The following is a 21,881-nucleotide window of genomic DNA, read 5'->3' on the forward strand; positions in this document are numbered from 1 at the left end:
GGCAGTTTGATGCGGCAACTTACAAGGAACCTGTCCATGAAAAACTATAACTACAACTTGCTTGCGCTGGCCATGATGGCCAGTTGTACAACGCTGGCCGAAGACAAGGCACCCGCCTGGTCGGTCGATAAACCCCTGGGTCAGTTTGAAGATATTCAGATCAAGGTGCAAAGCGGCACCTGGATGAATGTCAGTGTCAGCCCGGACGGCAAAACCATTGCGTTTGACTTGCTCGGCGACATCTACACCATGCCGATCAGCGGTGGCAAAGCCAAAGTGCTCACCTCCGACATTGCCTGGCAAATGCAGCCGGTATTCAGCCCGGACGGCAAGCACATCGCCTTTACCAGCGATCAGGGCGGTGGCGACAATATTTGGGTGATGAAAGCCGACGGCTCCAACCAGACCCCAGTCACCCACGAAAAATTCCGTCTGCTGAACAGCCCGGCCTGGAGCCCGGATGGCGAATTTATCGTCGCGCGCAAACACTTTACCAATACCCGTTCCTTAGGCGCCGGTGAAGTCTGGCAATACCATAAAAGCGGTGGTGACGGCGTCATGCTGACCGCCAAAGCCAATGATGAAAAAGATTTAGGCGAGCCGGCCTTTTCGCCCGACGGCAACTACATTTATTTTTCGCAGGACGACACTCCGGGCAAAACCTTTCACTACAGCAAAGACTCCGAACAAGGCATTTATGTGATTAAACGCTTTGAACGGGAAACAGGTGAGATTGAAGTGCTGCTGAGTGGTGCTGGCGGTGCGATTCGCCCTACCCCTTCACCAGACGGCAAGTACCTGGCCTATATCCGCCGCGTTGATTTCCAGACCACGCTGTTTTTATACAACCTGGCCACAGGGGAACACACCGAACTGGATAACACACTGGACCGGGATATGCAGGAAACCTGGGCGATACACGGCGTGTACCCCAGCTTAAGCTGGACACCGGACAACCAGCATCTGCTGTACTGGGCCGGCGGCAAAATCAATAAATTAAACATCAAAGAGAAAAGCCGCAGCGAGATCCCATTCAGCATTGAACGCAGCAAAAAAATTCAGACGGCCCAGCGGGTCAAACAAGACATCAACCCGGATCAACTGGATGTCAAAATGCTTGGCAATGTGCAGGTGTCACCGGACGGCAACACTGCCGTCTATTCCGCACTGGGGCATCTGTACATCAAGCAGCTGCCATCCGGCACCCCACGACGTTTAACCAGCCAGACCGAACACTTTGAGTTTTACCCGCAGTTTTCCCGGGACGGCAAACAACTGGTTTATGTCAGCTGGCATGACGACAAACAAGGCGCAGTGCATCTGCTGGACATCGCCACAGGCGCTAACCGCACTCTGACACCGCAACCAGGCAAATACGTTGAACCCACCTTAAGCCCGGATGGCCGTACTCTGGTGTACCGCAAGTCCGGTGCCGGCTCGCTGTTAAATAAACAATATTCACGCGACACCGGCTTGTATGCCGTACCAGTCAGTGGTGCCGAAGCACCGCGGCTGATCGCCCGTAATGGCTACGCGCCTATGTTCGGCAAAGAGAACGACCGGGTCTTTGCCCAGGATTATGGCCAGTCGCCTGTGCTGTTAAGTATTGATTTGGCGACAGAACAGCAGCGCACCTTGTACAGTGCCAAATACGGCACTGAATTTAAGGTGTCGCCGGACGGCAAGTACCTGGCCTTTATTGACCGCTTTAAAGTCTATGTCACCCCTTTTGCTGAACGCGGCAGCGTGATTGATATCAGCGGCAGTGACAGCCAGTTTCCGGTCAAACAACTGTCGGTCAAAGCAGGCAGCGACATCAGCTGGACAGCCGACAGCGCCAGCCTGTACTGGCATTTGGGCCCAGAGCTGTACCACAGCTCTGTTGCCGGCTTGTTTGACGTTGGCAGCAAAGTAAAAATTGCCGCCAAAAACGGCGCCAATTTAAGCTTTGAGGTGCCGATGGCCACCCCGGCTGGCTCTGTGGCTTTTGTCGGTGGTCAGGTGATTACGATGGAAGGCGACCAGGTGTTGCAGGATGCGGTGGTGCTGGTCGAAGGCAATCTCATTAAAGCCGTCGGCAGCAAAGACGAAGTGCAGGTACCATCGGACGCCAAAGTGATCGACATCAGCGGCAAAACCCTGATGCCAGGCCTGTTTGACGCGCACGCCCACGGCGCACAGGGCGTGAACCAGTTAATCCCACAACGTAACTACGCCAACTACGCCAGCCTGGCGCTGGGCGTGACCAGCATTCACGACCCGTCCAATGACACCCAGGAAGTCTTTACTGCCAGTGAGCTGCAAAAAGCCGGCCTGACCGTAGGCCCACGTATTTTCAGCACAGGAACCATATTGTACGGGGCTTATGGCGCGGGTTACAGCTCCCATGTCGACAGTCTGGAGGATGCGAAATTCCATCTGGAGCGGCTGAAAAAAGTGGGAGCTTTTTCGGTAAAAAGTTACAACCAGCCACGCCGTGAACAGCGTCAGCAGGTGATTGAAGCCGCCCGCGAACTGGACATGATGGTGGTGCCTGAAGGGGGCTCCCTGATGCAGCACAATCTGAGCATGGCGGTAGACGGCCACACCACCTTGGAACACTCGCTGGCAGCCGCAGTGCTGTACGACGATGTAAAACAATTGTGGTCACAGACCCAAACCGCCTACACCCCGACCCTGGTGGTCGCTTATGGCGGTATTTTTGGTGAAAACTACTGGTACGACAAAACCGACGTCTGGAAACACCCGCGCCTCAGCAAGTTTGTTCCCGCCGATGAGCTGCGCCCGCGCAGCATGCGCCGTACCAAAGCACCAGACCATCACTACAATCACTTTGCCATTGCCAAAATGGCCAAAGAGCTGAACGATCTGGGCGTGGTGACCAATATTGGTGCTCACGGTCAACGTGAAAGTTTGGGGGCTCACTGGGAGATCTGGATGTTTGCCCAAGGGGGCATGAGCCCGCTGCAGGCACTGAAAACCGCTACCATTAACCCGGCCAAAACCTTTGGGATGGATCACCAGTTGGGGTCCATCAAAGCTGGCAAGCTGGCGGACTTAATAGTACTGGACGCCGACCCGTTGAAAAATATCCGTGACACCGATAAGGTGAAATACAGCATGGTTAATGGTCGTCTGTTTGATGCACAAAGCATGGACGAGCTGCATCCACAGCAAGTGAAAAATCAGCCGTTTTTCTTCCAGCGTTAAGCGATTGCAGCAGGCCTGAATGGCAGGCCTGCTGTTTCTGCACAGAATCCCCCTTTGTCGCCAGCCTCAACAACTGCTAGCATTAACTGAAATTCAGCTAATACAGTCATTTATGCGAAGCACTTGCCTGAGATTTCTGCTGTTGTTTGTCACTGGCATTGCCTGTGCTTCCCCTCCACTGTTGCCACAACCTCAATTTGCGATGTTTTCGGAACAAGTGCAGGATGCCCCTGTGGTCAGTTACGATCTGGTGCAGGACCAGACAGGTTATCTGTGGCTGGCCAGTGAACTGGATGGTCTGCAACGGTTTGACGGCTATGAATTGTTGCGGTACCCCATTTTTTTTGAACAGGAAACTGCTCATCGCCGCGCCAATGTGAATAGAGTACTGAGCGCGAAAAGGCAGTTATGGGTCAGTACCTGGGGTCAGGGGTTCAGCCTGCTGGATCACAACGGCACCCTGCTCAGACGCTACCATACCAGTTCAACCCCTGCCTTACCGTCCGACCATGGCCAGACCATTTACCAGGATGCACAAGGCCGTACCTGGCTCGCCACCATAGCTGGCCTGCGTATCGTCGAACCGGGGTTGAACCTGGCAGCGGCGGACAAAGTGCCGGCGGAGCTGCGGGACAACAGGGTCTGGCAAATTCAGCAGGACACTCAAGGCGCACTCTGGTTTGCCACGAGCACAGGCTTGTATAGGTTCAGCCAGGATTTAACAGACAAACAGCATTGGCCTGTGCCATCCACCACTGCGCGACAACACAGCCAGGAAATTCGCACCTTGTTGCTGACGGAAGCCGGTGTCTGGTTTGGCACCCAACTGGGGTTGTATTGGCTGGCTTTTGCTGAACCAAAGCAAGTGGTGCAGGTGGCCCCCACCATTCAACGGGTGAACGTCTTGTTTCAGGACAACAGCGGGCTGTGGATAGGCACCAGCCGTGGTTTGTATTTGCTGAGCCAGCACCAGCAGTTACAGCATTTTTTAGGCAGTGCCGATATTCGTCAGCTGTATCTGGATAAAACCCAGGTGCTGTGGATCAGCAGCCGCAATCTGGGCTTGTTTAAACGCGATCCCATCGAGCGTTTATTCGAACCTTTGTACTTTCCCGGTGTCTCCGCCAGTGATGAATTGCCTGCGCGCCAATTACAGAGCATGACATGGCTGAACGATCACATTTGGCTCGGACTGGACCGGCAACTGCTGGCCTTTAGCCCAACGCAGCAAAGCTACACAGCAGTGCCGTTTGAAACCCAAAATACCCCAACCCGGGTGTCGGCCGTCAGCCGGTCTGGACAACAGCTTTGGATAGCAACAGATGCGGGTTTATTCCGCCAGCAATCCGACCAGAGTGCGCGCCAGGTGACCTTGCCCACAGGTTTACCGCCACAACCGGAAATCACCAGCCTGTTCGCAGCCACAGATAACAGCTTATGGTTTGGCGTCTGGGAACAAGGCCTGTATCGCTGGCAGCTCAACTCTGACACCAAAACGCTGCAGCATTATGCGGTAGCCACCCAACCCGGCGATGCCATCATTCAGCTGAAGCCGGACCGGAACCATTTGTGGCTGGTCAGCCGTTTCAGTGGTCTGTACCGGTTGACCCCGGAGACAGGCCAACTGGCCCACTTTCATCAGGGCGCTGACAGCCCCCTGCCTTTACCATCCGACACCTTGTTATGTGCCGAGGCTGCCAGCCGGGGCGGTTGGTGGCTCTGTACCGATCAGGGCCTGTTTTGGTTCAATCCGGCCACGGGCGAACATCAGCTGTACAGCAAACAACAGGGCTTGCCAGACCAACGGGTGATCGCTGTCTCTGACAGTGGTGAAGGTCAGATTTGGATCAGTACCAGACGGGGTCTGGCCATGCTCGACAGCAGCAACCAGCGTATTTATTCCTTTGGCCGCAAAGATGGTCTGCCGGCCATGTCACTCGGAGTCCGGGCTTTGGCGCAAACTGACAAAGATCAGCTGTTTATCGGTACCCATCAGGGCTTGTTCCGCATTGAGCCAGATAAACTGAAAGACGAAGAATTGCCCACCTCTACTATGGTAATTAGCAAACTGGAACTGGATCAGAAAAGTATGCCCGTGCCGGCCACCAGCGCGGAGCAGCCGCTGATCTTGCCCATGCATAACAAAAGACTGCAGATCCATTTCAGTTTTCTGGAGTTTTATTACACAGACCTGCATCACTACCAATACAGATTGCTGGGTTTAAGCGAGCAATGGCATCCACTGGGCACCATCCATCAGGTCAGCTTTAATCACTTGCCAACCGGCACTTATGTGTTTGAGGTCAGAAACAGTACATTTCAGGATGAAACCAACGCAGCCAGGCTGTATTTTGTGGTCCCTGCCCCATGGTGGCAAGACTACAGACTTTGGTTAGGCTTTGCCCTGGTTGCAGCCTTCGTCAGTTGGAGATTATGGTGCTGGCGTAACCGTCTTTTACTGAAACAAAACCAAAAACTCAATCTGATGGTGTCTGAACGCACTCAGGCACTGGCGGCCGCTAACAATGCCCTGAACCAGCAAGCCAGAACGGACTTTTTAACCCAATTGCCAAACCGGCTGGCCTTTACAGAGCAGTTTGAACGCTGTCTGGCGCAGGCGCAACGCAGCGGACAGCCGATGGCACTGGTGCTGTTGGATGTCGACCACTTTAAACAGATTAATGACCAGTATGGCCATGAAACAGGCGATTATGTGTTGTTGCAAATAGGTCGGTTGTTATTGCAGCGGCTGCGGAAACAGGACCTGGTGGCCCGCTGGGGTGGCGAAGAGTTTATTCTGCTGTTACCAGACACAACAGTTGAAGGGGCTTTGCAACTCTGTGAAGAATTACGTCACAACATCGGCCAGATGGAACTGAGCTATCAGCACCAGTCTTTCCGCATCAGCGCCACTTTTGGGGTTCAGGTACGCCGGGCCAGCCATTCAGATGCGATGGACCAATGGTGCAGCAGTGCCGATCAGGCACTGTACAGGGGTAAACGCAGTGGTCGCAACCGGGTAGTGTTGTATGCACCAGCCGAACCTGTGGAAGCAGATTCGATTTAGTCGAACTGATTCATGCGTTTTTAGCGATATTCTTTCCATAAAAATTTTTTTAAGCTGGCAGCAATCGATCCACTGAGCCTGAACAATGACCTTACCCCTGCTGTTTTTTGGTCATGGCAGCCCCATGAATGCGCTGCAGTCCACCCCTCTGACCCAGAGCTGGGCCCGGCAAATTCCGGTGCACCCTCCTGCTGCTATTTTGATGATTTCCGCCCATTGGTTTACCCAAGGCACTGCGGTTACGGCGCAGACACACCCTGCGACTGTGCATGATTTTTTTGGTTTCCCGGACCTGTTGCAACAGTTTCAGTACCCAGCACCGGGCCATCCCGGGCTGGCAGACCGCATTGCCGCGTTGCTGGCGCCCCATCCGGTGCGACTGAGCACTGACTGGGGGCTGGATCATGGCAGCTGGTCTGTACTGACGCATCTGTATCCTGATGCCACTGTTCCCGTGGTCCAGCTCAGTCTGGACGCAGGTTTAAGTGCGTCACAGCATTTAGCGCTGGCCCGCCAATTGCGCCCACTGCGCGATCAGGGGGTACTGATCATGGCGTCCGGCAATCTGGTGCATAACCTGCGTTTATTGCGCTGGCACAGTGAGAAGGTGCCCGGCTAGGCGCTGGATTTTATCCGGCCTGTACGGCATTGGATTGAACAGCGGCAGTTTGACCAGGTGGCAAATTACCAACAATTGGGTGACGTGGCGCAACTGGCGGTGCCACACCCGGATCATTTTTTACCCTTGTTGTATGTGCTGGGTGCCAGCACAGAGCAGGACAGCTTGTGCTGGTTTAACGACCAGTTTGAACATGAAGCACTGTCGATGTTATCGCTGCGCTTTGATGCCGTGTCAGCTTAGTTTTTATACTGCTGCTTTTGCTGCTCTGCATCCGTGATCAACTGCGACAAAGCAGCACCAGATAACTGATGCTGATGCATCAGTTGACGCAACTCATCAGACAGTTCAGCACTGCTGTGAGCGGCCTGTGGCAATTTCAACTGACGGCTGAAGGTGACCGCATAATCGGCCAGCGCAGCCAGCAGATAAGCGGCCAGGATCAGCGCGGGGTACTTCATTTTTTGTACCATGCCAGTACCTCCTGTTCCCAGACAGCCCGTTCATCCGGCTGCAGCTTCGCCGCGATGGCGCCACTGAATTTGTAGTCTTTGTTCGCTTTTAAGTACAACAGCACAGCGCCAGGTTCAGTTTCCATGTCCTGATACTCCAGCTCTGCGGCTTTCAGCACTTTGGCAAACTGCAGAATCCTGGCGGTAAAGTCATTGCCCATAGGCACAGGCGCCATTAACCGCACCTGACACAGGGTGTTACGGCATTCGCTGTCCAGAATACGCAACTCGTTGTTGCTGGTGGACACCGCCAGATGTGCCAGTAAGTATTCGGTCGCCTCGGCCCAGCCTTCATCCCGCTCCTGCCGCTCCCAGGGTGCAAAACGTTCACGCAAGGCTTTTTCTTCCCGCACCAAAGTGCGCAAATTTAAAAAGGCGTCCAACACTACAGCGGCTTCGGGATTGGCCTGTTCAAAACCTTGCACCTGCCTGAGCTGCGAGCTGGTCATAGGCTCCGGCAGCAACCAATAGCTCAGCCAGGGCTTGGCCTGGTACAGCACGACACCAAGCAGCACCGCGAAAGCATAAGACAGCCAACGGGCAGCCTGGGACTGCAACAACATTTGAAGCTGAGGGTTCATACAAACTCCGGAACAAAAGGCCGCAAAGTGTAACAGAGGGCTGGAAACGACTAAAGAGCAGAGGGCCAGCCTTGGTTAAATTTGTTTACACCAGAGTTCAGTATCGTGCTCCAACAAGGAATACTGAATGGACTGCTGAAACTGGAAACCCAGCTTGGCGGCCACGGCTTTAGAGCCTTGGTTTTCGGGATGGATTAACGCAACCAGTTCATGAAGCCCCAGCTGTTTCGCCCAGCCGAGCACTGCGATACCGGCTTCCGTGGCCAGGCCCTGCCCCCAGAATTCTGGCAGTAGCCGGTAGCCCAGTTCCGCTCGCTGAATTTCCGCAATAAATTTAATCCCACTAAACCCAACTAAACGCCCAGAGTCCCGATGAATCAGCGCCAGCCGGCCATAGCCATAACGTTGGTAATCAAGCAGTGGGTGCTCGCGCAGATAGTGCTCAACTTGCTGCACCGACTGGACCGGCTGGTTGCCAACGTAACGCACCACCTCTGGCAACGCCATCAGAGGAAAAAAGGCCTCGGCATCGTCCAGTGTAAAAGGCCTTAACCACAGTCGTTTGGTGTGCAAAGTGACAGGCATATCCTGCTCCTGTGTACGCGAACGCAGCCAGTCGTAAAGTGACTGGCTGTCGGTTAGCCCGGACGCTTCTTCTGGAACGAGGCTTTACCGCTGGATTTTTTCACCCCAGTAGCCGCCTTTTTCGCCGGGTTCAGGCCTGTGTGTCTGGTCAATGCCGGTTGGCCCGGAGAGCGCGGCAGTTTCGGGCCTTTCAGCAGTTTGGCTTCTTGTTTTTCGTCTGGCACCAGGCAGCTTTTGGCGGTACCAATCAGATGCTTCAGGCCCATTTTCAGCAATGCTTCGCGGATCAGCGGCCAGCCTTTCGGGTCATGGTAACGCAACAAGGCCTTGTGCAGACGGCGCTGACGCTCGCCTTTGGGCACCGCCACCTGTTCCGTATTGCCTTTAATGTTTTTCAGCGAGTTCAGCTCGGTATGGTAAATGGTGGTCGCATTCGCCATCGGGCTTGGGTAAAAGTTCTGCACCTGATCCAGCCGGAAATCCCGCTCTTTCAGCCAAAGCGCCAGGTTCACCATATCCAGGTCAGTCGTGCCTGGGTGTGCCGAAATAAAATAGGGGATCAGGTACTGCTCTTTGCCCGCTTCTTTGCTGTAACGGTCAAACATCTCTTTAAATTTGTCATAAGCGCCCATGCCCGGCTTCATCATCTTCGACAATGGGCCTTCTTCGGTGTGCTCAGGGGCAATCTTCAGGTAACCACCCACATGGTGCTGCACCAGCTCTTTGACGTAATTCGGATCTTCCACCGCCAGATCGTAACGCACGCCGGACGCGATCAGAATTTTCTTCACGCCTTTGAGCTTACGGGCCGAGCGGTACAGCTGCACTGTCGGGCTCTGGTCTGTGTCCATATGCTCACAGATGGTCGGGTAGACACAGGATGGCCGGCGGCAGGTTTGCTCCGCTTTCGGGTTTTTACAGCGCAGCTTGTACATATTGGCGGTCGGGCCGCCTAAATCGGAAATGACGCCGGTAAAACCAGGCACCTTGTCACGGATATCTTCGATTTCACGCAGAATGGATTCTTGCGAACGGCTTTGAATAATGCGGCCTTCGTGTTCGGTAATAGAGCAGAAGGAGCAACCACCAAAGCAGCCACGCATAATATTGACCGAGGTTTTGATCATCTCATAGGCCGGAATTTTGGCCTTGCCATACACGGGGTGCGGCACCCGCTGATACGGCAGGCCGAACACGCCGTCCATCTCTTCTGTGGTCAGCGGGAAGGCCGGAGGATTGATCCACAAATGACGATCACCGTGGCGCTGCATAATAGCGCGGGCACAACCCGGGTTGGTTTCCTGGTGCAAAATACGTGACGCATGCGCATACAGCGCTTTATTCACACTGACCTGCTCAAAGGCCGGCAGTTTGACATAGGTTTTTTCCCAGGGCTTTTGCCGGGGAGCCTGCACCATCACAGGTTTAGCTTCGACGGCCTGTGGCTGGGTTAAATCAATGCCTTGTTTGGCAAACTCAGAAAAGCTGCCACAACCGACATCATCGGCGCCGTAAGGGTTTGGAATAGGGTCAATTTTACCGACTTTATCGATGGCGGTGGAATCGACGCCCCGCCAGTCGGGCATCGCTTCTTTGCGGATCACCGCAGTGCCACGAATGCCCTGCAGTTCAGCTACCGGCTCGCCGGCAGCCAGCCGGTGCGCTACTTCAACCAGAGGGCGCTCCGCATTGCCATAAATTAATAACTCGGCTTTGGCGTCAAATAAAATGGAGCGACGGACTTTTTCCTGCCAATAATCGTAATGGGCAATACGGCGCAGACTGGCTTCAATACCGCCGATAATGACCGGCACTTCTTTGTAGGCTTCTTTACAGCGCTGCGAATAGACAATCACAGCGCGGTCAGGCCGCTTGCCACCTTCATTACCCGGTGTGTAGGCATCGTCGTGGCGCAGCTTTTTATCCGCTGTGTAGCGGTTAATCATGGAGTCCATATTGCCGGCCGATACGCCAAAAAACAGATTGGGTTTGCCCAGACGCATAAAGTCGTCTTTGCTGTTCCAGTCTGGCTGCGCAATAATCCCCACCCGGAAGCCCTGACTTTCCAGCATGCGGCCAACCACCGCCATCCCAAAGCTGGGGTGATCGACATAGGCATCGCCCACCACCAGAATCACATCACAGCTGTCCCAGCCCAGTTTGTCCATCTCGGCACGGCTCATCGGCAAAAACGGCGCTGTGCCGTAACACTCGGCCCAGTACTTGGGGTACGAGAACAACCCACGTTCGGCTTGCATCCGGGCAACAGGGGCTGAAGGACGAAGTTTTTCAGTGGTCTGTAACATAAGGTTCTCGTATCTGCTGTGTGCTCAGAAAATGGCCGCGCATTATACCCACATCAGCTGGCCTTGCCTAATGCCTCTGGGGCTTTTTGTTACTGCCGTGCAAAGTTCAGGCTAAAGCCTTTCTCCATTCCGTCGCTGACCTTCACCCGTAATTGTTTTGGCCCTTGCAGCTGGTATTCAATTTTCTTTGGAAAATCATGGCTCTGGTTTTCAAATACAAAAAGGTTTTGCTCGCAGCTTGTTAATTTAAAAGCCACGGGCAAAGGGTTGTGTTTCACCTTGGCCAGATAAAACACCTCCCCCTGCATTTGCAGTAAACGCAGTTCTTCCGAATCTTTCAGCTTGCCTTCGGCATTTTTGGTCTGGCCCCAGCCTTCCATACTCTGGTGCGATAAACGCAGCCAGCGTTCAGTAATTTGGTTTTGCCCTTGTTGCGCCAGCCAGTTGCCGGTGAGTGAGCTTAATTGCTGCAGCCCGCAATCGGCCAGCGCCAAGCTGGGAAGACATAATAACAACCATAGTTTCATACTGAACTCCTGTTTCGTTCCGGGTTCAGCATAAGCAAGAGCGCCGCACGCTGCCAGTGATAAAAGCGGCGCTAGTTGTAAAATGCGATAGTCATTACACCCAGCAGCACAAATACAGCGCAAGCGGCGCGGCGTGCCCAGTCGAGCGAAATTTTTTCCAGTAACCAGCGCCCGGCGTACACCACAGGCACGTTGGCGGCCAGCATACCAAGCGTAGTGCCAATAATGACCCAACTGGTGGCATCATAAGTGGCAGCTAACAGTACAGTCGCAATCTGGGTTTTATCACCAATTTCGGCCAGGAAAAACAACACAGTGCTGGCAACAAAAGCACCGTATTTCAACAGGGTATTTTCATCACTGTCGTCTTTGTCCGGCACCAATAACCAGAGTGCCACCGCAATAAAGGAGGCTCCCAGCAACCAGCCATGCCAGCCCTGCGGAATAAACTGCGCCACCCAGGCACCAAACCAGGCGGACGCCGCATGGTTTAATAAAGTGGCGACCAGAATACCGGCGATAATAGCCGTGCGGGAACGAAAGCGTGCCGCGAGAAATAAGGATAAAAGTTGGGTTTTGTCACCGATTTCGGCCAGAGCGACCGCGGAAAACGACGAGAAAAAAGCATCCATCATGGGTGTGAACCTGCACCGGCGGGACATTCAACATAAGACAACAATCCGACGCCCGCCTGGGATCAGAATGCTGTCTCAGGTCTCATCAATCAACAGCAACTGCATTTGCTGTGACGTCACTGCCATATGCATAAGGCATAAGTCTGTTGACAGTGCCGCCTGATGGTTGGTCTGAACCACCAGGCAGATTACTCCCCCAAGAGCGCGCGCATTTTAGCCGCGCCGCCAGGCCAAACACAAGGCTTTTTTAGCCGGCCAGGTGGCGGGCATGAAAGCGCAAATGCTCTTCAATAAAGCTGGCGATAAAGTAGTAGCTATGGTCATAGCCCGGTTGCAGGCGAATTTGCGCACCACTTTTACTGCGCTGGTTGGCGTCTTGTAACGCCTCTGTGCGCAGCTGCGCCGGGTAAAACTGATCCGCATCGCCCTGGTCCACCAGAATGGGCAAGGTGGTCTGGGTTTTGGCCAGCAGATAGGCGGCGTCGTACTGCAGCCACTGCGCTTTGTCATTCCCCAGGTAGGCGGCAAATGCTTTTTGGCCCCAGGCACATTCACTGGGCTGGCAAATGGGCGAAAAGGCCGACACCGAGCTATAGCCCCCTTCACGCAAAGCGATCACCAAAGCGCCATGGCCGCCCATCGAATGGCCGGAAATGGCCTGGCGGCCATTGGCAGGTAAATGCGCATTCACCAGCGCCGGTAATTCCTGACTGATGTAGTCGTACATCCGGTAATGCGCTGCCCAGGGCGTTTCTGTGGCATTGAGATAAAAACCAGCGCCTTGCCCTAAATCGTAAGCCGGGTCGTCGGCCACCAGCTCGCCACGTGGGCTGGTGTCCGGCATCACCAGCATCAGCCCAAGCTCGGCCGCGACACGTTGAGCCCCGGCTTTGACGGAGAAGTTTTCGTCGGTGCAGGTAAGGCCTGATAACCAATACAGCACCGGCACTTTGCCCTTCGCTGCCTGCGGCGGCAAATACACTGAAAACTGCATCACAGAGTTCAGACTGTTGGAATGATGTTCATAGCGGCGTTGCAGGCCACCAAATAACTTATGTTCAGCCACTTGAATTAACGGCATAAAATTCTCCCTGAAATGCAGACAGCCGGCCTGATGCCAGCTGTATTCGCTGTTCTAAAGGCTCCAGTCAGGCTGAAGCCCAGAGCTCCGACCCTCAGAAATGAATGACGGTACGGATCGATTTGCCTTCATGCATTAAATCAAAGGCGTCGTTAATTTGCTCCAGCGGCATGGTGTGCGTAATAAAGCTGTCCAGCTCAAACTCCCCCTTTAAATAACGCTCGACGTACTCCGGCAGCTCAGAGCGGCCTTTGACGCCACCAAAAGCGGTGCCACGCCAGACCCGGCCCGTCACCAGCTGGAACGGACGGGTGGAGATTTCTGCACCGGCCGGCGCCACCCCAATAATCACCGACTCCCCCCAGCCTTTGTGACAACACTCTAAGGCTGAGCGCATCACATTGACGTTCCCAATACATTCAAAGGAGAAATCAACGCCGCCGTCGGTCATTTCGACAATCACGTCCTGAATGGGCTTGTCATGGTTTTTCGGGTTGATCAGGTCAGTTGCGCCCAACTGACGGGCAATATCAAATTTGGATTCGTTGATATCAATGGCAATAATACGGCTGGCTTTGGCCATCACAGCACCTATGATGGCCGACAAACCAATGCCCCCCAGGCCAAACACAGCGACCGTGTCGCCCTCTTTCACTTTGGCGGTGTTCATCACCGCGCCCATGCCAGTAGTGACGCCACAGCCCAATAAACAGACTTTCTCTAAGGGGGCGGCTTTGTTAATTTTGGCCAGAGAAATCTCTGGCAGTACTGTGTACTCAGAGAAGGTGGAGGTGCCCATGTAGTGGTAAATCGGCTGACCGTCTTTGGAGAAACGAGTGGTGCCGTCTGGCATCAGGCCCTGGCCCTGGGTGGCACGAATGGCCTGACACAGGTTGGTTTTGCCCGATAAACAGAACTTGCATTGGCCGCATTCCGGAGTGTAGAGCGGGATCACGTGGTCACCGACCGCCACGCTGGTCACGCCCTCGCCCACAGCTTCAACAATACCGCCGCCTTCATGGCCTAAAATGCAGGGGAATTTGCCTTCAGAATCCTGGCCAGACAAAGTGTAGGCGTCGGTATGGCAAACGCCGGTGGCAATAATACGGACCAGCACTTCGCCTTTTTGCGGTGGCATTAAATCCACTTCTTCAATTTTTAATGGCTGACCTGGGCCCCAGGCCACAGCTGCGCGGGTTTTAATGGGTTGCATTGTCTGTTCCTTCTGTAAAAGCGACTTCAACTATAGCCTTATTGTAATTTTTTCCAATTCAATGATAATCCGGCAAAAATACAAATGAGTTTTGCATAAATGAAAGAGTGGCAAGGGGTCAGCGAATTTGTTGCTGTGGCCGAACAAGGCAGTTTTTCTGCCGCGGCCCGTAGCTTAGGCATTTCGGTAGCCCAGGTCAGCCGCACCATAGACCAACTGGAGCAGCGGCTGACTATCAAGCTGGTACAGCGCACCACCCGCCAGGTGCGGCTGACCGACAATGGCCAGCTGTATTACCAGCAATGCCGCCCGCTGGTATTTGGCCTGCAGCAGGCCAATCAGTTACTGCAAAGCCTGCAGCACGAGCCAAGTGGCCCGGTGCGGCTGACTGCGCCGGTTTATTACGGCGAAACCGTCATTGCGCCTTTGTTACACGAGTTTTTATTGCGCTACCCCAAACTGCAGCTGGACTTGGTGCTGACCAATGAGCAACTGGATTTAGTCAAAGGCGGTTTCGACGCCGCCATCCGGCTGGGCCAGCTGACCGATTCCAGCCTGCAAGCGAGAAAGCTGGGCAGCCGGCGTTTATTTCTGGCAGCAAGCCCGGCCTACCTGCAACAGCACGGCACGCCACAAAACCTGAACGAGTTGCAGCAACATCAGTGCCTGGTCGGCTCTCTGGACATCTGGCGTTTTGAGCAGCAAGGGCAAAAGCTGCAAATACGGCCGCAACCCTATTTAAAATGCAACAGCGGCGTGGCGTTAACCGACGCCTGCTTAAAAGGCTTGGGGCTCACCCAACTGCCCGACTATTACCTGAAATCGTATCTGGATTCAGGCCAGCTGTTGTCCTTATTGCCGGACTATCAGCCAACAGACGATGGTATTTGGGCGCTGTACCCGCTGACCCGTCACCTGCCGTTAAAAGTGCGGCTGCTGCTGGATCACCTGCAACAACAGCTGGCAGAAGCCCATTGAGCCAACGCAACTCAGTAGTGGCGTAGCTTGCTGCGCCATTTCTTTTCGCCATTTTCCTGAACGCCATTTTTCTGGTCGTTCTGCCAGAGCACAGCTCCCTACAAATCATTAACAATGGGTCCGCCTGGCGTCATAAAAAACCGTTATACTGCCGCCTTCGCTTTTATCAGGATACGTATTCAATGTCCGATTACTCTACCCATGCCACTGCGTCGAAAATTTCCAGCCTTGAATTTACCGTGCTGGTGGCCTTGCTGATGTCAGTGGTCGCTATTTCCATTGATGCCTTATTGCCAGCGCTGGATTTTATCCGCGCCCAAGTGCCAATGAGCCACCCAAACCAGGCGCAGCTGCTGATCAGCAGCCTGTTTTTAGGTATGGCCGCAGGCCAGTTGATTTGTGGCCCGCTGTCGGATGCCACAGGCCGCAAGCCAGTGCTGTACGGCGGTATAGCACTGTTTCTGGTCGGCACTGTGGTGTGTTATTTCGCACAAAGTATTGAAGGCTTATTGCTTGGCCGTATTATTCAGGGCCTGGGCGTCTCTGGCCCTTATGTGTCCGCCATTTCGATAGTGCGCGACAAATACGCCGGCAATGAAATGGCACGGGTGATGTCACTGGTGATGCTGATTTTTATTCTGGTGCCGGCCATTGCGCCCAGTTTGGGCCAGGGCATTTTATACATTGCCGACTGGCGCGCTATTTTCCTGATGTATCTGGGCTATGCGGTACTGATTGGCAGCTGGATCCACTGGCGCTTAGAAGAAACCCTGCCCAAAGCCAACCGCATTCCAATGACAGTGGTTGGCTTTAAAGCTGGCTTTGCCGAAGTGATCAGCAATGGCCCGACCGTCTGCTACACCCTCTGTATGGGGTTGTTTTTTGGCAGCTTTATTGGCTACCTGAATTCGTCCCAACAAATTTTTCAGCAGCAGTTTGGCACAGGTGAAGCCTTCACCTTGTACTTTGGTGTATTGGCGCTGGTGTTTGGCGGCGCCTCCCTGGTAAACGCCAAATTTGTGCAACGTTTTGGTATGGAGCTGCTGTGCCGTCGCGCCGTGTTGGCGATCCTGATTTTCTCCGCCGCGTTTTTAGCGCTGCATGCAGTGGTAACCATTGAGCTTTGGATGTTTTTAGTTTACGCCTCGGGTTTATTTTTCTGCTTTGGCCTGGTGTTTGGCAATGTGAATGCAATGGCGATGGAACCTATGGGCCATGTGGCAGGTATTGCATCCGCAGTGATTGGCGCCACCTCGTCGTTATTGTCGCTCACCATAGGCACTTATATTGGCCAACAATACAACGGCAGCTTAATACCAGTAGCCAGTGGCTTTTTAGTGCTTGGCAGCATTTGCTTAGGCTTGCTTTACCTGGCAGGCAACCTGAAAGCCCGGGAAGCAGAAGCAACCGCCTCTTAAGCCCGTTGCTGTGGCAATATGCCTGACTGCATCGCTCAGGTGGGTTGCCACAGCTTTAGTCGCGCTGAGTTGTAGTGGGCTAAAATGGCATCGCGCCAGTGAAAAAGGCAGAGCCTGGTTTTATCCGTGCAGGGCTGCGAAGCCTGTTATTCGCTACCATCCTATTGCATAACGCTCATGTTCTGGCGCGAAAATATGTTGGCGTGGCTTTTGCGCCCTCTGCAAAAGGCATGACAGCATATTTTTGTCGCTCAGCAACTGTTTGTTAGGTGCTTTCACACAGTAGCACTGCAACTGCCCGATCCTGCAGTCTTGTACTTACTTTGAAATTGCAGCAGCGTTACCTCTTGAAAGTGAGTTCTGTCTTGCAGAAGACCTCTTCCTATCTTTAGTGTTTCCTGTAACTTTTCATACAGCTCGAAGAAAGACAACATTTCAACTAGATCGCATACGTTTACTGCCCAGAACCTCTGAGCTCTCATTCCGGTCGTGATAGATAAAACGCTTTTTGCGTCAATTACAACCCAAGATAGACACCGGTACGAGCCTTCATTATCCACGCCGATCCAATAGGACGGAACCATTTGGCCGATTACTTTCTGCTTGTGGAGCTTTTGGAACGCGAGCTGGACATCGAGGGATATCAAATATGGCCACTTAGTTTCTGGCCTGGTTTCATCCCTCAGGATGAAGGCCATATCAAAATCTTCGTCATAAGGGACGAGTCCTTTTTTCTGCGCCTGTCCAAAGGCATCGGCTAGGAACCATGCCTCAACAAAGTATGTAAGAAGATCTAAGCCCCGATATTTCTTCGACAAGTAATTGGCATTGATCCTGAGCAAACCGTGGGAAAACCGCTCACACAACGTATTCTTTAAAGCATCCCGTCTTCGCTGCTCCGCACTACTCTTGTGAAGCGGGCCATCAAACTCAACGCTAAAAAGTGGCTGGAAGTCCGCATCTGCAACTAAGAAATCGAAGTGAGAGCGCAATGCGTAGCTGAATTGCTCTTTAGGTATACCGCTTTGATTTATTTCGAAGACATCCGCAAGGCGGACTTTTGGAAAAACACGCGCACCATTGCGCTCACAGGGACCTTTCAACGCACCGTAAGTAATTTCCTCATAGCGATTTAGAAGACGTTGATTCATGCTTCTTGCACCTAACGCTTATTCAAAGGCAAAACGCCCGCAAGTCGGAAATTTTTTTGCCTTCTTTGCTGATTCTTACTCAATCCAAGCTAATGCCGAAGTCCCTATTTTTCAACCACTTTTTAGTGATGTTTAAAAACACCTCCGAAAAATCCGTGCGCCCTGTACGCAAGTTGTCCGGAATGATGATTCGCTAAAAGTTTTAGTCGGCAAAAACAAAGGTATTATCCAAAGCGAGGGAAGGCAAAGAACTAAGCAGCCCCTGTGAGGGTGATTGCGGGATTTCGATAAGCCAATAATTTGGCTTATCGCCGCAAGAACGCCTGGACCTTTCCCCTCAATCAGGGCGCGTACCACCCGAACTGCCACAACTTAATTACCGCGAACTGATCGTGTCGCCGTGCAGGGTTTTCTACAAACAAGAAGGCGAAAAGGTGTTTATCCTTTTTGTCATGCGTACAGAACGAGATTTACGGCGGTTTTTACTGCGTCAAGAGTGATACAGAACCCCAAAATACAAGGGCGCACCAAGGTACGCCCCTACTTCCATTGAAATCAGTCCGTTACAGCTTAAACAACGCCTTTAACTCTGGCACAGCGGCCAGTTGCGCTTTGACCGACTCGTCGCCCACCACCACCAGCGTCATGTTTTCCAGCGGCAGGTATTTTTTGGCGAGATCGCTCAACTGCTGTGGTGTCACGGCATTGGTTTGCTGTACATAATTTTCCAGCGCCGACAAGGGTAAACCATGAGTTTTCAACCGCCATAACTGGTTGATAATGGCGCTGCGCGACGAGTTTTGCAGCACAAAAATGCCGCCTTTGTAATTTTTAAAGCCGTTCAGCTCCTGCTCTGTGGGTGGCGTGTTTTGCAGCAGTTTGATCTCTTTGATGATCTCCACCAAAGCCGCGGCTGTGGCTTCAGCCGTCACATCGGCCTGCTCAAACCAGACCGCCGCCTTAATACGGTTGCTGATCGCACTGCCAGGGGAATAGGTATAGCCCTTGTCTTCGCGGATATTACGGGTAATACGACTGGAAAAGGCGCCGCCGAGCAGCGTGTTCATTAAATCCAGCCCGACATAATCCGGGTGGGATGGGTCCACCACCGGCAAACCGATACGCACAGTGGACTGCACCGCTTTGTCGCGTGGAATAAAGACCAGGCCGGGTTTGGCAGCGGAGTCAGCCGTCGTCAGTACCCGGCCTGCGCCTTGCGGCATGGCCGCAAAAGCGTCGCGAATAGCCGCTTCGGCTTTGGCCTCGTCAAACTGGCCCGAGACAAATAAATGGCTGCGGCTCGCCACCAGGTGTGTGTTCACAAACTGATTGAAGTCGTCCAGCGTCAGGCCTTCCACCACTTTTTCGTCGGCATAAATTTTACCGTAGGGATGGTTGCCAAAAATATGCCGGTAAAAGGCTTCGGCCGCCTGGCTTTGTGCCTGTGACTTTTCCACTTTCAAATCACGCACATAGTTGGTCAGCAGCCGGTTTTTATCGGCTTCGGTAAAGTTGGGGTGAATGACAATGTCAGCCAACAGCGCGGCAGCTTCACCGGCAAATTCCGACAACACATCCAGCTCTAAAAAGCTGCTGTTCACGTCCACCACCGCATTCACCTGGCCACCCATAGTGGCAGCCGCCTGGGCAATGGCTTTGGCATCACGGTTTTTACTGCCTTCGAGCAGTAACTGATACGCCAGTTCAGACACGGCATCTTTGGCGCCATCATCCACCGAGCCGGTTTCGGTCAGAAGCCGCACTGTGACTTTGGGCGTGTTGCCATACTGCACAAAAGTCACGTTCAGGCCATTGGGCAGGCTGATACTGCGCTGTGCTGTTAAGGTAAAAGCTTTGGGTGCGCTTCCTTCTGGTGGAGTTTCTTTCGCAGAGACAGGCGTCAGCGCCATCAATGCAGCAGGCAACAGCGCCAGCAAAAAAGTTCGTAACTGCTTGATCGGCTGTTTCATTGCTTCGCTCCTTGTTGGCTCTGAGCCTCTGGTGATGCGTTGCCATCCGCCGGGGCTTCGCCCGGTAATAAGGTCAACACAGTTCTGTTACCGGGGCGCAGGTATTCGTTCACTGTGGCTTTAATCAGCTCTGGCGTCACCGCTTTAAACTGGGCTTCCAGCTCATTAATGCGGGCCGGGTTATTGTCGAACAGCGCAAAACTGGCCAGTAAATCCAGCTTACCAAAGCCGTACAGCTCATCCATATTGTCGTACAACGCCGAACGCAGTTTCACCAGGGCGCGGTCAATGTCGGCCTGAGCCACAGGTTGCTCCTGCAGTTTACCAATCACCGTATCCACTGCCGCCACCAGTTGCTCTGTTGTGTGCTGCTCATCATGGGTGAACGAACTCATCCACAGCATAGGGCCGTTGTAATTAAACATATTGCCCAGCAGGTAGTTGATGCCGCCCCCCACAGAGCTGGTCACTTCACGGTTTTTCACCAGTTCCTGATGCAGCAGGCTGTCGGTGCCCTGCACTAACAACTGGTCGATAATGCCCATCGCATAAAATTCCGGCGTATTGCGCTCAGGCATTTTGTAGGCAAAAGCAAAGGCTGGTTTGGGGGCCAGTTTGTCGTATTTGACAAAACGTTTTTCCTGCTCCTGGCGCAGCTCCGTCAGTACTGGCGGTTGTGGCAGTTCGGCTTTGGGAATAGCGGCAAAGTATTTCTGCACCATGGCCAGCGTGCTGTCGACCTCTACATCGCCGACCACCACCACCACCGCATTATTGGGTGAATAGTAGGTTTTAAAGAAGGCGGCCACATCGTCCAGCGTGGCCGCGTCCAGGTGGGCTAAATCGCCGTAGAAGTTATGGGCGTTGTACCAGTTGTCAAAGGCGTACTGCGGCATATCCAGCCAGGGGAAACCACCGTAGGGCTGATTCAGCACGTTCACTTTCACTTCGTTTTTCACCACCCCCTGCTGGTTGGTCAGGTTTTCCTGGGTGATGGCCAGGCCTTTCATCCGGTCGGCTTCAGCCCACAACATGGTTTCCAGTTTGTGCGTCGGTACAATTTCAAAGTAATTGGTAAAGTCAAAACGGGTGGAGCCGTTCAGCACGCCGCCGTTATTGGTCACCAGGTTGATAAATTCCATTTTGCCCAGGTTAGTCGAGCCCTGGAACATCATGTGTTCAAACAAATGAGCAAAGCCAGTGCGATCTTTTGGCTCGTTCCGAAAGCCAATGTTGTAATACACCCCCACCACAGCAGTCGGCGCTGTGTGGTCCGGTGAAATCACCACTTTCAGGCCATTCTCCAGCGTGCTGTAGTGCACCGGAATATTAAAACTGACCGGGCTTTGGGCTGTAGCCGCCTGTGCGGCCAGTTGTTCAGCAACAGCAGCAGTGTCACGGCTGTCTTTGGGCGGGTCCGATGGTTTGGGATTGCAGGCTGCCAGTGCAGCAGCCAGCCCTACTATCCAATAGCGGCTTAACATAAAAAGTCCTTGTTATGGTGATTGAAGCGGTTTTACTACATCATCCAGCCGATTAAAAATCAAGCAAACCAATATCCTGTAACAATTTTTAGCCTCAGTCGGCCTGGGCTGTTGTTTTGCAGCCACAACGTTCGCAGCCTTTGTCAAACTGCACTTTCCAGACCCCTGGCGCGGTTTGACGCCAGACCGAGTTAAAGGTCGCGATGACGTTGCCGTCCGGGCTTTTGACCGGGCCTGAGCTGTGAGCCAAGATGCCATCAGCCGACACCTCGACCTGTTCTGGCTCCCAGGAAAAAGGCGGCTGCTCGCCGTTAAATAAGCCCGCCCAGCCTGCGACTACCTGGGCTTTTCCACGCAGCATGCTTTGCCCAAAAAACACGGCGTCGTCGGCCAGGTACTGCTCAAAAGCGTGGATATCCCGGTCTGCCATACTTTTGGCAAAAGCACGTTCTGCGGCAAATACCTGCTGTTGAGCCTGCTGCAGGGGCGTTTGGGCAAACAGTAGCTGTGATGACAACAGCAAGACCATGAGCAATGCTTTCAT

At 53.4% G+C, this 21,881-nt stretch carries 18 protein-coding genes and 1 pseudogene; 7 read left to right on the forward strand and 12 right to left on the reverse strand.

Features of this window, described 5'->3' with window-relative positions; all coding sequences use genetic code 11:
- Nucleotides 1–36: 36 nt before the first annotated feature.
- The 4 genes from WKJ03_RS01800 (at nucleotide 37) to WKJ03_RS01815 (ending at nucleotide 7,139) form a co-directional block, all read left to right on the forward strand.
- Nucleotides 37–3,210 (forward strand): amidohydrolase family protein, encoded by a 3,174-nt coding sequence (locus tag WKJ03_RS01800; RefSeq protein WP_337840444.1) that lies wholly within the window; start codon nucleotides 37–39, stop codon nucleotides 3,208–3,210.
- A gap of 112 nt (nucleotides 3,211–3,322) precedes the next feature.
- Entirely contained in the window at nucleotides 3,323–6,277 is a 2,955-nt protein-coding gene (locus WKJ03_RS01805) for a diguanylate cyclase (RefSeq protein WP_337840445.1), read from the forward strand.
- Between the two features lie 85 nt (nucleotides 6,278–6,362).
- Nucleotides 6,363–6,896 (forward strand): class III extradiol ring-cleavage dioxygenase, encoded by a 534-nt coding sequence (locus WKJ03_RS01810; RefSeq protein ID WP_337840446.1) that lies wholly within the window; start codon nucleotides 6,363–6,365, stop codon nucleotides 6,894–6,896.
- 57 nt (nucleotides 6,897–6,953) lie between these two features.
- Nucleotides 6,954–7,139: a hypothetical protein gene (locus WKJ03_RS01815; RefSeq protein WP_337840447.1), complete on the forward strand. Its 186-nt coding sequence runs from the start codon at nucleotides 6,954–6,956 to the stop codon at nucleotides 7,137–7,139.
- Here WKJ03_RS01815 and WKJ03_RS01820 read toward each other — a convergent pair.
- The 8 genes from WKJ03_RS01820 to WKJ03_RS01855 form a co-directional block, all read right to left on the reverse strand.
- Nucleotides 7,136–7,369 (reverse strand): hypothetical protein, encoded by a 234-nt coding sequence (locus WKJ03_RS01820; protein ID WP_337840448.1) that lies wholly within the window; start codon nucleotides 7,367–7,369, stop codon nucleotides 7,136–7,138. The genes WKJ03_RS01815 and WKJ03_RS01820 overlap by 4 nt on opposite strands.
- Nucleotides 7,354–7,989, reverse strand: a complete 636-nt coding sequence (locus tag WKJ03_RS01825; protein WP_337840449.1) for a hypothetical protein — start codon at nucleotides 7,987–7,989, stop codon at nucleotides 7,354–7,356. Before WKJ03_RS01825 ends, WKJ03_RS01820 begins: the two co-directional genes overlap by 16 nt.
- 75 nt (nucleotides 7,990–8,064) lie before the next feature.
- Nucleotides 8,065–8,574, reverse strand: coding sequence for a GNAT family N-acetyltransferase (locus tag WKJ03_RS01830; RefSeq protein WP_337840450.1), 510 nt, complete (start codon nucleotides 8,572–8,574; stop codon nucleotides 8,065–8,067).
- 53 nt (nucleotides 8,575–8,627) lie between these two features.
- On the reverse strand, nucleotides 8,628–10,832 hold the full coding sequence (locus WKJ03_RS01835) for a YgiQ family radical SAM protein (RefSeq protein WP_337840895.1): 2,205 nt from the start codon (nucleotides 10,830–10,832) through the stop codon (nucleotides 8,628–8,630).
- A 137-nt stretch (nucleotides 10,833–10,969) separates the two neighbouring features.
- Nucleotides 10,970–11,407 carry a DUF6265 family protein gene (locus WKJ03_RS01840; protein ID WP_337840451.1) on the reverse strand — a complete coding sequence of 146 codons (438 nt, stop codon included), beginning with the start codon at nucleotides 11,405–11,407 and terminating at the stop codon, nucleotides 10,970–10,972.
- A 71-nt stretch (nucleotides 11,408–11,478) separates the two neighbouring features.
- The gene (locus tag WKJ03_RS01845) at nucleotides 11,479–12,042 is read right to left on the reverse strand and encodes a TMEM165/GDT1 family protein (RefSeq protein WP_337840452.1); all 564 of its coding nucleotides are present in this window, start codon (nucleotides 12,040–12,042) and stop codon (nucleotides 11,479–11,481) included.
- Between the two features lie 247 nt (nucleotides 12,043–12,289).
- Entirely contained in the window at nucleotides 12,290–13,123 is an 834-nt protein-coding gene (gene fghA, locus WKJ03_RS01850) for an S-formylglutathione hydrolase (protein ID WP_337840453.1), read from the reverse strand.
- 94 nt (nucleotides 13,124–13,217) lie between these two features.
- Nucleotides 13,218–14,336, reverse strand: a complete 1,119-nt coding sequence (locus WKJ03_RS01855) for an S-(hydroxymethyl)glutathione dehydrogenase/class III alcohol dehydrogenase (protein ID WP_337840454.1) — start codon at nucleotides 14,334–14,336, stop codon at nucleotides 13,218–13,220.
- Between the two features lie 99 nt (nucleotides 14,337–14,435).
- Between WKJ03_RS01855 and WKJ03_RS01860 the strand changes: the two genes are divergently transcribed.
- Entirely contained in the window at nucleotides 14,436–15,314 is an 879-nt protein-coding gene (locus WKJ03_RS01860) for a LysR family transcriptional regulator (protein ID WP_337840455.1), read from the forward strand.
- A 182-nt stretch (nucleotides 15,315–15,496) separates the two neighbouring features.
- Nucleotides 15,497–16,732: a multidrug effflux MFS transporter gene (locus WKJ03_RS01865; RefSeq protein ID WP_337840456.1), complete on the forward strand. Its 1,236-nt coding sequence runs from the start codon at nucleotides 15,497–15,499 to the stop codon at nucleotides 16,730–16,732.
- A gap of 275 nt (nucleotides 16,733–17,007) precedes the next feature.
- Here the strand turns inward: WKJ03_RS01865 and WKJ03_RS01870 are convergent, their stop codons facing one another.
- Entirely contained in the window at nucleotides 17,008–17,883 is an 876-nt protein-coding gene (locus WKJ03_RS01870; protein WP_337840457.1) for a DUF2726 domain-containing protein, read from the reverse strand.
- Nucleotides 17,884–18,200: 317 nt separating this feature from the next.
- On the opposite strand from WKJ03_RS01870, the pseudogene WKJ03_RS01875 reads away from it, so the two are divergent.
- Nucleotides 18,201–18,383: pseudogene (locus WKJ03_RS01875) on the forward strand (type II toxin-antitoxin system RelE/ParE family toxin); the annotation flags it as partial.
- 63 nt (nucleotides 18,384–18,446) lie between these two features.
- On the opposite strand, the gene WKJ03_RS01880 reads toward WKJ03_RS01875, so the two are convergent.
- The 3 genes from WKJ03_RS01880 to WKJ03_RS01890 form a co-directional block, all read right to left on the reverse strand.
- Nucleotides 18,447–19,853, reverse strand: coding sequence for a pitrilysin family protein (locus WKJ03_RS01880; RefSeq protein WP_337840458.1), 1,407 nt, complete (start codon nucleotides 19,851–19,853; stop codon nucleotides 18,447–18,449).
- Nucleotides 19,850–21,337 (reverse strand): pitrilysin family protein, encoded by a 1,488-nt coding sequence (locus WKJ03_RS01885; protein WP_337840459.1) that lies wholly within the window; start codon nucleotides 21,335–21,337, stop codon nucleotides 19,850–19,852. Before WKJ03_RS01885 ends, WKJ03_RS01880 begins: the two co-directional genes overlap by 4 nt.
- Before the next feature lie 94 nt (nucleotides 21,338–21,431).
- On the reverse strand, nucleotides 21,432–21,881 hold the full coding sequence (locus WKJ03_RS01890) for a nuclear transport factor 2 family protein (protein WP_337840460.1): 450 nt from the start codon (nucleotides 21,879–21,881) through the stop codon (nucleotides 21,432–21,434).

The organism is Rheinheimera sp. (genome assembly GCF_037442525.1).
Taxonomy (GTDB): Bacteria; Pseudomonadota; Gammaproteobacteria; order Enterobacterales; family Alteromonadaceae; genus Pararheinheimera.

What these genes read in the sequence shown, in the direction of transcription:
- WKJ03_RS01805 (WP_337840445.1), top strand. Translation starts at nt 3,323, where the DNA reads ATGCGAAGCACTTGCCTGAGATTTCTGCTGTTGTTTGTCACTGGCATT.
- fghA (WP_337840453.1), bottom strand. Translation starts at nt 13,123, where the DNA reads ATGCCGTTAATTCAAGTGGCTGAACATAAGTTATTTGGTGGCCTGCAA.
- WKJ03_RS01835 (WP_337840895.1), bottom strand. Translation starts at nt 10,832, where the DNA reads ATGCAAGCCGAACGTGGGTTGTTCTCGTACCCCAAGTACTGGGCCGAG.
- WKJ03_RS01870 (WP_337840457.1), bottom strand. Translation starts at nt 17,883, where the DNA reads ATGAATCAACGTCTTCTAAATCGCTATGAGGAAATTACTTACGGTGCG.
- WKJ03_RS01825 (WP_337840449.1), bottom strand. Translation starts at nt 7,989, where the DNA reads ATGAACCCTCAGCTTCAAATGTTGTTGCAGTCCCAGGCTGCCCGTTGG.
- WKJ03_RS01860 (WP_337840455.1), top strand. Translation starts at nt 14,436, where the DNA reads ATGAAAGAGTGGCAAGGGGTCAGCGAATTTGTTGCTGTGGCCGAACAA.
- WKJ03_RS01800 (WP_337840444.1), top strand. Translation starts at nt 37, where the DNA reads ATGAAAAACTATAACTACAACTTGCTTGCGCTGGCCATGATGGCCAGT.
- WKJ03_RS01810 (WP_337840446.1), top strand. Translation starts at nt 6,363, where the DNA reads ATGACCTTACCCCTGCTGTTTTTTGGTCATGGCAGCCCCATGAATGCG.
- WKJ03_RS01820 (WP_337840448.1), bottom strand. Translation starts at nt 7,369, where the DNA reads ATGGTACAAAAAATGAAGTACCCCGCGCTGATCCTGGCCGCTTATCTG.
- WKJ03_RS01865 (WP_337840456.1), top strand. Translation starts at nt 15,497, where the DNA reads ATGTCCGATTACTCTACCCATGCCACTGCGTCGAAAATTTCCAGCCTT.
- WKJ03_RS01880 (WP_337840458.1), bottom strand. Translation starts at nt 19,853, where the DNA reads ATGAAACAGCCGATCAAGCAGTTACGAACTTTTTTGCTGGCGCTGTTG.
- WKJ03_RS01830 (WP_337840450.1), bottom strand. Translation starts at nt 8,574, where the DNA reads ATGCCTGTCACTTTGCACACCAAACGACTGTGGTTAAGGCCTTTTACA.
- WKJ03_RS01840 (WP_337840451.1), bottom strand. Translation starts at nt 11,407, where the DNA reads ATGAAACTATGGTTGTTATTATGTCTTCCCAGCTTGGCGCTGGCCGAT.
- WKJ03_RS01890 (WP_337840460.1), bottom strand. Translation starts at nt 21,881, where the DNA reads ATGAAAGCATTGCTCATGGTCTTGCTGTTGTCATCACAGCTACTGTTT.
- WKJ03_RS01855 (WP_337840454.1), bottom strand. Translation starts at nt 14,336, where the DNA reads ATGCAACCCATTAAAACCCGCGCAGCTGTGGCCTGGGGCCCAGGTCAG.
- WKJ03_RS01845 (WP_337840452.1), bottom strand. Translation starts at nt 12,042, where the DNA reads ATGATGGATGCTTTTTTCTCGTCGTTTTCCGCGGTCGCTCTGGCCGAA.
- WKJ03_RS01885 (WP_337840459.1), bottom strand. Translation starts at nt 21,337, where the DNA reads ATGTTAAGCCGCTATTGGATAGTAGGGCTGGCTGCTGCACTGGCAGCC.